This window comes from Sphingopyxis sp. 22461 (assembly GCF_052044915.1).
In the GTDB taxonomy this organism is placed as follows: Bacteria; Pseudomonadota; Alphaproteobacteria; order Sphingomonadales; family Sphingomonadaceae; genus Sphingopyxis.
In genome coordinates, this window is the sequence record NZ_JBQENY010000018.1 from 71,751 (window position 1) to 80,500 (window position 8,750).

At 61.5% G+C, this 8,750-nt stretch carries 11 protein-coding genes; 3 read left to right on the forward strand and 8 right to left on the reverse strand.

Translation table 11 applies throughout. The features are described 5' to 3' along the window. Positions 1-31: 31 nt before the first annotated feature. The 4 genes from ACTJI5_RS22155 to ACTJI5_RS22170 form a co-directional block, all read right to left on the reverse strand. Positions 32-304 carry a hypothetical protein gene (locus ACTJI5_RS22155; protein WP_440861853.1) on the reverse strand — a complete coding sequence of 91 codons (273 nt, stop codon included), beginning with the start codon at positions 302-304 and terminating at the stop codon, positions 32-34. Then, positions 294-1,748, reverse strand: coding sequence for a type II and III secretion system protein family protein (locus ACTJI5_RS22160; protein WP_440861854.1), 1,455 nt, complete (start codon positions 1,746-1,748; stop codon positions 294-296). The genes ACTJI5_RS22155 and ACTJI5_RS22160 overlap by 11 nt, the downstream gene beginning before the upstream one ends. After that, a complete protein-coding gene (gene cpaB / locus ACTJI5_RS22165) occupies positions 1,738-2,685 on the reverse strand; it encodes a Flp pilus assembly protein CpaB (RefSeq protein WP_440861855.1) in 948 nt (315 codons plus the stop codon). Before cpaB ends, ACTJI5_RS22160 begins: the two co-directional genes overlap by 11 nt. Before the next feature lie 83 nt (positions 2,686-2,768). Beyond that, the gene (locus tag ACTJI5_RS22170) at positions 2,769-2,978 is read right to left on the reverse strand and encodes a Flp family type IVb pilin (protein ID WP_440861856.1); all 210 of its coding nucleotides are present in this window, start codon (positions 2,976-2,978) and stop codon (positions 2,769-2,771) included. 608 nt (positions 2,979-3,586) lie between these two features. On the opposite strand from ACTJI5_RS22170, the gene ACTJI5_RS22175 reads away from it, so the two are divergent. The 3 genes from ACTJI5_RS22175 to ACTJI5_RS22185 all read left to right on the forward strand — a co-directional run bounded on the left by ACTJI5_RS22175 (position 3,587) and on the right by ACTJI5_RS22185 (position 6,308). Next, positions 3,587-4,288, forward strand: a complete 702-nt coding sequence (locus ACTJI5_RS22175) for a DUF2569 domain-containing protein (RefSeq protein WP_440861857.1) — start codon at positions 3,587-3,589, stop codon at positions 4,286-4,288. A 38-nt stretch (positions 4,289-4,326) separates the two neighbouring features. Next, positions 4,327-5,550, forward strand: a complete 1,224-nt coding sequence (locus tag ACTJI5_RS22180; RefSeq protein ID WP_440861858.1) for an O-antigen ligase family protein — start codon at positions 4,327-4,329, stop codon at positions 5,548-5,550. Positions 5,551-5,978: 428 nt separating this feature from the next. Next, a complete protein-coding gene (locus tag ACTJI5_RS22185; RefSeq protein ID WP_440861859.1) occupies positions 5,979-6,308 on the forward strand; it encodes a hypothetical protein in 330 nt (109 codons plus the stop codon). Between the two features lie 27 nt (positions 6,309-6,335). Here ACTJI5_RS22185 and ACTJI5_RS22190 read toward each other — a convergent pair whose 3' ends face one another. From ACTJI5_RS22190 to ACTJI5_RS22205, 4 genes are all read right to left on the reverse strand, one after another. Further along, a complete protein-coding gene (locus tag ACTJI5_RS22190) occupies positions 6,336-7,370 on the reverse strand; it encodes a fused MFS/spermidine synthase (protein WP_440861860.1) in 1,035 nt (344 codons plus the stop codon). Positions 7,371-7,555: 185 nt separating this feature from the next. Then, entirely contained in the window at positions 7,556-7,768 is a 213-nt protein-coding gene (locus tag ACTJI5_RS22195; RefSeq protein WP_440861861.1) for a hypothetical protein, read from the reverse strand. An 89-nt stretch (positions 7,769-7,857) separates the two neighbouring features. After that, positions 7,858-8,163 (reverse strand): alkylphosphonate utilization protein, encoded by a 306-nt coding sequence (locus ACTJI5_RS22200; protein WP_440861862.1) that lies wholly within the window; start codon positions 8,161-8,163, stop codon positions 7,858-7,860. A gap of 95 nt (positions 8,164-8,258) precedes the next feature. Continuing rightward, positions 8,259-8,750, reverse strand: a 492-nt coding sequence (locus tag ACTJI5_RS22205; protein ID WP_440860086.1) for an STAS domain-containing protein, incomplete at its 5' end; no start/stop codon positions are given.

The window sequence follows — 8,750 nt, forward strand, 5'->3', positions numbered from 1 at the left end:
CAAATCCCCACTGGTCCTTTCGATCATTTACCTATCGCGGTCCCCCCGACCCGCTCTGGCTTTTGGTCGTGCTGATGGTCTCGGGCTGCTTCACCGCGTCGGTGCGATAGCGGTTGACCGCCGCGGCGGTTTTTGCAGCATCGGTCGTGTGATCCGGTCCGTCATATTGCGGATCGGGATCGACGACCTGCGCCGCCATCGTCTGGCGCACCGAATTGCCGAAGCTGATATCGGTGGGGGTGCAGCCGGAGACGGCCACGGCTGCGACAGCCGCGCCGACCATGATCCGCGGGTCAATATTCATATCCGCCTCCTGTCTGCGGCGCGGGTTTCGTCCCGCCCTTCGGCGCCGTCTGCTGCTGAACAGGCGGGATTGCCGGAACGGCATTGTCGCTGCGGCCGAGCAGGAAAAGGTCGAGTTCGGTCGGTTCGCCGACGCGCTCGCTCGGCAATGCGACCTGGTTCGGCTTGATCGGCTGCACCAGCCGCGGCGTCACGACGATCAACAGTTCAGTCTCGCCGCGCTTGAAGCCCGAAGAGCGGAACAGCGAGCCGATGATCGGGATCGAGCCGAGGAGCGGCACCTGCCGCACCGTCGTCTGGAAATCCTGGCGGATCAGCCCGGCGATCGCAAAGGATTCGCCGTCGCGCAGTTCCAGCGTGGTCGAGGCGCGGCGCGTCTGGAGGCCCGGGATCGTGATATTGTTGAGCACGATCGATGCGGTCGGGTCGATCGAACTCACCTCGGGCTCGACGACAAGGTTGATTACGCCATCGGCGAGGATCGTCGGCGTGAAACCCAAGCTCACGCCAAAGGGCTTGAACTCGATCGATATGCCCTGGCTGCTGCCATTGCCCCCGCCACCGCCGCTGCTCTGCACGACCGGGATGGGAAACTCGCCCCCGGCCAGGAAGCTGGCCTTTTCCCCCGACAGCGCGATCAGTGTCGGTTCGGCGAGCGTCTTCGCCATCCCCTTGTTCTCGAGCGCATCGAGTACGCCGAGGACGTCGAGACCGCCGAGGCTGAAGCTCTTGCGAAAGATGCCGAAACTGTCTGCGATCGAAGACAGCCGCAAGATGCCCTCACCCGTGTCTGGATCGGGGGTGAGCGACGCCCCGTTGCCCGTGACCGCATCGAAGCTGCCCGATCCATTGCGGAAAAAGCTGCCGACTCCGATCTGCTTGCCCGTCTGGCGATTGATCTCGGAAAAGCGGACCTCCAGCATCACCTGCTGGCTGGATCCGACCCCCATCATGTTGACGACCTTGTCGCCTGCATAGGTGCCCGCGATCCGGACGGCGTTCTGCGCCGCGACCGCGCTGCTGACGACGCCCGACAGCACGACTGCGTCGTTCGACATGCGCGCGCTGATATTTTCGCCCGGCAACAGTTCGGAAAGCTGGCGGCGCAGCGTGACCACGTCGGGACCGACCGCGACGTCGACGATCGACAGGACGCGCCCGCCCTTGTCATAGACGGTCAGGCTGGTCGTTCCCATCTTCTTGCCGAGCACATAGATCGACCGGTCGGAAATCGGCATGATATCAGCGATCTCGTCGGATCCGATGATCGCCTTGCCGAACGTCCGTTCAAAGGTGACCGTCTGGCTCTTGTTCAGCGGAACGTCGAGCTGGCCGGCGTGGACATTGCCCGCCGAGGCATATTGCGCCTGTGCAGTTGTCGGCAGTGCCGGAAGCGCGGCGAAGGCTAGGGCGGCGCAAAGCGCGGTACGAAAATCACGAGCCATGACGTTTGACCTCATAGGTTTGGGCCTTGGTGCCGCGGACGATCTCGACCGAGGGACCGGTCGGGCGCGGGGGCAGCGCGGGGATGCGTGGCGCGGCCGGATAGGCGCGCGGCGGCATGGCCGGATTTTCGGAATAGAAGCCGGGCGGAAGCCCCGCGAGGCCCGGCGAGGCGGAACGGCGCGCCGGCGCGGAACGCCAGCCGCCGCCCAGATCGGCCTGGGCGATCGTCATGTTCGCGCCATCCTCGATGCTCGTCACATTGCGCAACGCGAGCGAAAGCGCCCCAACCTTCTGCGCCAGCACCAGCTTTTGCGCGCTTACGGGGTCGACCTCCAAAGTTGCCGTCTTGGCGACGACGGGGTCGGTCTTATTCTCGTCGGCGATCTGGTCGATCGCGATGACGCGAATCTTTTCGAGGAGGACATCGGTATATTGGTCGTTGCGATCGGCGTCTTGACCGGCCGACTGGCGCGTGAGCAACACATCGACGACGTCGCCGGGGGCGATCAGACCGCCGACGCCCGCGACATCGTCGATGCGCACCGCGACCGCGCGCATGCCCTCGGGAAGCAACGCCGAGATGGAGGCGCGCCCGTCACCCGAAATCTTGGACGCGAGAATGGGCTCGCCGACCGCGATCGGCCGCAGCGCGACGCGCGGCCCCTTTGGACCGCCGACCACCGCACCGGAGTAGTTGAAGGCCCCCTCCGGGACCGAATTGGCGGGCCAGCCGACCATTTTGGTATTTTGCGCCGACAGCGCGGTGCCAAAGGCCAGCGGCTGCGTCGCCACGAGTATCTGAACCAGTTTCAGCTCTTCGACCTGGCGCTGCTGGCGCTCCTCGATCCCGCTGAAATAGGCATTTGCCAGAAAGACGACAAAAAGGCCGAGAACGACCGCGATGCCGATGATGATTCCGTTGCGCCCGCCGAGCATTGCTCGCCCCCCTTGAAGCAGGACAATTGTTCGAACTGTCCGCGGCAACCCTTGCCGCCGCGGACAGGCCGTTTGCGTTTGGCTTAGCTGCCGCCGCCGCCGCCCGGGAGCGGCGCAGCGTTTCGGGCACCCGCAACTTCCGCACCAGCACTCTGGATCGCGGATGTAATCGTGTTACGCAAATACACAGCTGCACCGGCAATCCCGACACCCACAATCGCAAGGATCAGGGCATATTCGGCGGCCGAAGCACCGCTTTCGTCACGCACGAAATCTTTCAGGAAATTCTTCATGGTCTGACTCCTTTATGCACCGCCCGAAGACGGTGTATGTCTGCCCTCCCTCCCCCATGGAGGCGGCCAGACATTCCAGCTGAAGGAGTGCAATCGAACCGACGCGACCCGGTATTGAATTGCCAGCGATAGCGCCGGTTCAACCTGTCTTGCGGTCCTCAGCAAGGAACGCATCGATTCAAACGCGTTTGGCGATTTTGGTCAACAAAATCTTAACAAAGGTTATCATATATTTAGCGATTATTTTTCGTTAACCATATGCAATATCCATGCAGTTTTTGTTAAAGGATTCTCCGATTTGAATCCGAGTCTCGTGGCCATCAACTTGTCGTGATTTTGCCGTTGACTGAAATTAACCATGAAATCCAACAATGTGGAAAGCCGGCCCCTCTCCCCTCCGGGATCATGATCGTCTGCGCAGATCTTGCAGGATCGCATCATCCTGACGTTCGGGATTGCAACACCGAAAATTAACCAAACGGCTTTACAATAGCGCCGTTGGGAGAGATGCCTGCATGATGAGCCAAGCGACGATCGACCGGTGGCGGGCCGGCCTCTATCGCAGGAGCGTTCGCTTCGTCGCGCCGATGGAAAACCGCGTCCGTACCATGCTGATCGGCTGGACCTGGTTCGCCGGCCTCGCATGCCTGCTCAGGATGTTGTTTCCAGTCGCGCCGGCAAACGGCTTGGCATCGGCGCTCGTCATGTTCGTTCCGCACGCACTCGTCATCGCCAGCCCCTTCTTCGGCTATTGGACCGCGAACGCCCTGTTCCCGCGCGGCGTGGATTTCGCTCAACCCCAAATCCGTCTGGCGGCGCTCGGCAAATGGCATCGGCTGGATGCACTGGCCGCACGCGATCATCCCGCCTTCGGGCCCGTCGGCGTCATGGCCTCGCTCCTCCTCGGCATGCTTCTCAACGTCCCGGTCCGCACCGTCGAATTCATGGCGGCCGTACCGACGATGACCGGCGCCGCGCCGCTGTGGGGCCAGATGATCTATTTTGCCTTGTCGGCCGACCTGATCGTCATGAATTTCCTTTATGTGCTGTGCTTCTTCATGGCGCTGCGCGGCAACCCCTTCTTTCCTCGCCTGCTGTTGCTGACCTGGGGTATCGATGTCGCATCGCAGCTTGCCATCGCCTCCTATGTGAGCGGCGCTCCCGGCCTGCCGGCGGCGGTCGGGCACGCGATTCAGCCGCTTCTCGACAGCAACATCAAAAAAGTCTTTATCAGCATCATCATCTGGATGCCGTATCTGATCCTGTCGGAGCGGGTGAATGTAACCTATCGTTGGCGTCGGCCGGCCTGACGTCGCCGCCCACATCATGGTCATAGCGGGGGATGTTCATGGCCGCTCGATCGGATCAGGAGCCGGCAGCTAACCGCTCGGCCTCTTCTCCGCGCGCATCGCTCCTTGCCTGGTCGATCGGCCTCATCCCGCTGATCATGCTCCTGACAACGTGGGGCGACGATCTGCCGACATTGATGCTGTTTTCGAAAAATCTGATGATTCCCGTCATCGCCCTCGAAATATCGATCATCATTCTGGCCGTTCGGGATGGAATCAAGATTAGCCGCCCCCCGGCCGTCGTGTCCTTGTCGCTTGTCGTCCTTGTCATCATCGCGTGGACGGGCGCGCTCAACTCCGGCTCGCTCTATTCGCAAATCCAGACCTTCTTTTGGACGGTCCATCTGCTGTTCGCCATGGCGATCGCCAGCCTGGCGTCAAAGGAGACCTTGTTCGCCGAGAAACTGGTGCCCGCCATCCTCTTTGGTTTCGTGGGTTTCGCCGCGCTGTTCGCGCTCTTCATAGCGTCGCACTATGAGCAGGATCGCAACTGGATCAACGACATCCCCGCCTATGGGAACATCAGGTGGCTCGGTTTTTACGCAGGCGCCGTGTTCGGACTTTGCGCGCTCGGGTGGCTGCGGGGCCGAAGGTCTCACGCCCTGATCGCAATCATCGCCTTGGCCTTGCCTCTCTGGACTGGCGCGCGGGCGCCGTTGGCCGTGGTGCTTGGTGGCTATTTGGCGGCCTATCTGATGTTTCCCTTCGCGCGTGACGGATGGCGCCGCTTTCTGGCGATCGTGGTCATCGCCATAGCCCTCGCCTTTGTCGCCGACTGGATCGCGCCCCTGGGCTCGACCCGGCCGCAGCGAATTTTCACCGATATGAGCAGCGGCGGCCGCACCGTCGCCTGGAATCTTGCGATACAGGCCATTGCCGAACGACCATGGTTCGGATGGGGTGAGGGAAGTTTCGGTAAAATTGCCCCTGTCTTCCATAGCCACCATCCCCACAACATCATTCTGCAAATCACCCTCGCCTGGGGGGTGATCGGCGGCTTGGCAGTTGGTATTATCACGGGATGGCTGACCTTTCGGGTTTTTCAGGAAGCAAGGATGCAAACGGCTCCCTTGCTGACGGCGACGCTGATGCTGGCCGCCGCCTCGATGATCGATGGTTCCCTCTATTTCCCTCAACCCGTCCTATTAATGATCGCCTGCGTTGCTGCCCTGCTTTCGCAACCAGCACCGGCCTGTAGCGCGACGACCGATCCGCACGGTTAATCATTCCCTGTCGGGACGCGCTGGCTGGATCACGAGGGGCGAGCCTTTCGCCTGTAGATGACGGCGGGACCAGAATCTCGGCGCCATGCTCACGGATTCCGTTTAAGAACCCATAGAGGGAGCGCGGCTCACCTATTTTTCCGGCGCCCGAGCCTTCAAATGGATACCTCTAACGAGTTATAACATCGGCGCCCCCGCGAAAGCGGGAACCTAGGGCTAGGCCAGCCGACGGACGCTCTGGGTCCCCGCTTTCGCGGGGATGACGAAAATGGGAAGCGCCCGCTCACCACCCCGTATCGGCCGCCACAGCTCGTTGGGCGTCGCCGGCAAGTACAACCACTGGACCTGACCGATAGCGGACGGGCGGCTTTTGAACCTCAGCCCGGCAAAAGCAGACAGGCTTTTCAATCAAGGGCTTTCCGCCATCGATGAGGAAAATCGGCTGGGCTCTGGCTTACGCCGTCCCGGCAATAGTTACATCGCCCGCAGCCTGCCACTTTGCTTCATGCAGCTACCGTGATTATGACGTACCCATGCCCCGCCGAATGACGATAGCCGGACAGATCGAACAATTGATAGGAAACCTCGGTGGCTCGCCCATCTGCGACGACTGCATCACCGATCAGCTGAATCTGTCGGTCCGCAGTCAGACGAATGTCGTGACACGCGAACTCGGCCATCGCGATGAATATGACCGCGCCAAGACCTCGTGCGGGCAATGTGGCGCGCTCAAGACGGCCATTCAAATCAGAAAATAAAGTCCGATCGCCTGCAGATGCTCGGTTTCAGTCGGCCAGCCAAAGCGAGGCTATCGACAGCGACTGCGGTTCATGAAAGCCGCTCTCGATACCGTTGACAGGCCTTCCTTCAAGCGATTGGATCGCATCCAATATTTCGTTCGCCAAAAGCGAAAAGGAGATTGGGTGGATCCGATCGAGATCGCCGGCGGTCCGCAAGAGCGCGGTAAGGTCCGAGGGGAGCCGCCCATCCCTGAATGCGAATATGATCCGGTTCATCCCTATTTTCATGGGGAGGTCGATCGTACATTCGAAACATTCCCTTATGCGGGACAGGATAGAGGTGTGTTTCCAGTGATCATCGCACAGGTTGACGACGAGAATGCCACCGGGCTTCAGCCGCGAATGGCAATCGCGATAGAATTTTGAAGAACAGAGCTGCGCAGGCTGTCCGTCCTTGTCGAAGCCATCGACAAGCAGGATATCGCAGCTCCTTATATCCCGCCTTACAAACTCCGCACCGTCATCGCAGACGATCTCGAAACGGTCGCTCTCGGGCGGCACGAAAAATTGCTCCCGAACCGCGATCACGTCAGGATCGATTTCGACCGCTATGATCGACGTGTCGGGAAGATATCTGTGGCAATATTTTGCCAGCGACCCACCGCCGAGCCCGATGATCTCGAGAGCCCCCGGCGAGGGATTGAACAGGAGAGATCCCATCATCCGGCGCGTATAATCGAGTATCAGCCTGTCCGGGTCATCGATGCTCATCGCGCTTTGCACGAAGGCCCAATTCGCGAGAAGGCTCCGGATATTTCCGAGTTCGAAGACGAGCGGAACGGCCAGTTCGCCTGGCTCCATCGGAGACGCGTGGCGGTGCTCGGTTCCGTATCGTTCAAAATAGCGCTGGTCGCGGTCGATTTCGTCGAGATGATCAAGAAAATGATCGAGTTCGGCTTCAGCCGAGTCGTCGCCCGAAACGTCCGTCCCCATTTCAAGCTCGCAAGCAATGTCGCTGTCGGCCGCGAAATCCCCCGCGGATCTATCGGTCATGGTCACGGCGCTTGTTCTGCCGATCATGCGATCGCCCGCCCGCGACGGTGACCCCGACGAACAGGGCGAGCAGCAAGACGGAAACGAGGATGATCAGGAATATCGTCATGATTGTCTCCCGCAAGAAGGTGACGATCGTCCGAATGGCGATCTGCCGGTCACCGCGAACCGCCAAACGAGCGCTATCCGTGACATGGTGGCCGCGGAGGGTGTCATTGGCCCAGTCGCTGCTCGAATTGCAGCGCTTTCTGGTACATTTCCCGCCATGCGACCGCCACACGAAGGGCGCGGTCCCGGACATTCGGAAGCGACGCCTCCTGCGCTTCCGTCTGACACGCCTGCATGCGCGCCAGATAGAAGCGGCTGTTTCGCGCGGTCGGCTTGGGATTGTGAAAGGTCATTCCCAGAATCCAGGGTTCCTTCATGATTGCATTGCCCCGCCATCAAGAGCCCGGCCATTTTTCGCCGCGCCCGCCAGCGGCTGCGACCAAGACAAGACATCGGTACGGAAAACCTAGCGCTTGCGCACGAACTCGGCGCGCAGCACGAGGCCCTTGATGCTTTCGTGACGGCAATCGATCTCCTGCGGATCGCCCGTCAGGCGGATCGACTTGATGACCGTCCCCACCTTGAGCGTCTTGCCGGCCCCCTTGACCTCGAGATCCTTGATCAGTGCGACGCTGTCGCCATCCTCGAGCAGGTTCCCGACCGCGTCGCGAACCTCGACCTGCGAGGCCGCGGCCTTGCGTTCCGCAAGCTCCGACGCCGGCATCCACTCGCCGCTTTCCTCGTCATAGGCATAGTCGTCACTGTCACTCATTTCATTCTCCAGACTTGGTCAGAATTGGGTTTCCCGGCCGCCGGCCGATCGAGAAACGGCGCGTGCGAATGGCCTGCCGCTCACAGGGGCCGCTGTCATTTCGCACCCGCGAGATCGATCGCAAGCGCCTGCGCGCCCGCATAATCGGCCGCATAGGCGATGCGGCCCGCCGCTTCGCCAAGGCCGATCCGCCCGAGCATCGCCCGCGGCTGGGGCTGCACCCCCGAGACAATCACCCGCGCGCCCGCCAGCCGGGCCTGTTCGACAAATTCCTCAAGTGCCTGCGCGCCGCTCGCATCGAGGAGCGGTACGAGCCGCATGCGCAAGATGATGACGCGCGGCGACTGCCCGACGCGGCGCAGCGTGTCGAGCAGCTCACCCGCGACCCCGAAAAAGAAGGGACCGGCGATCCGGAACACCTCGACGCCCGGCGGCAGGTCATCGCGCTGGTCGAGATCTTCGGCATCGAGTTCGGCGTCGCGCCGCCCGCTTCGATCGACCTCGACCGCTTCGGCCATACGCGCCATGAAAAGCAGCGACGCGAGCGTCACCCCGACCGCGATCGCCACCGTCAGATCGACGAGGAC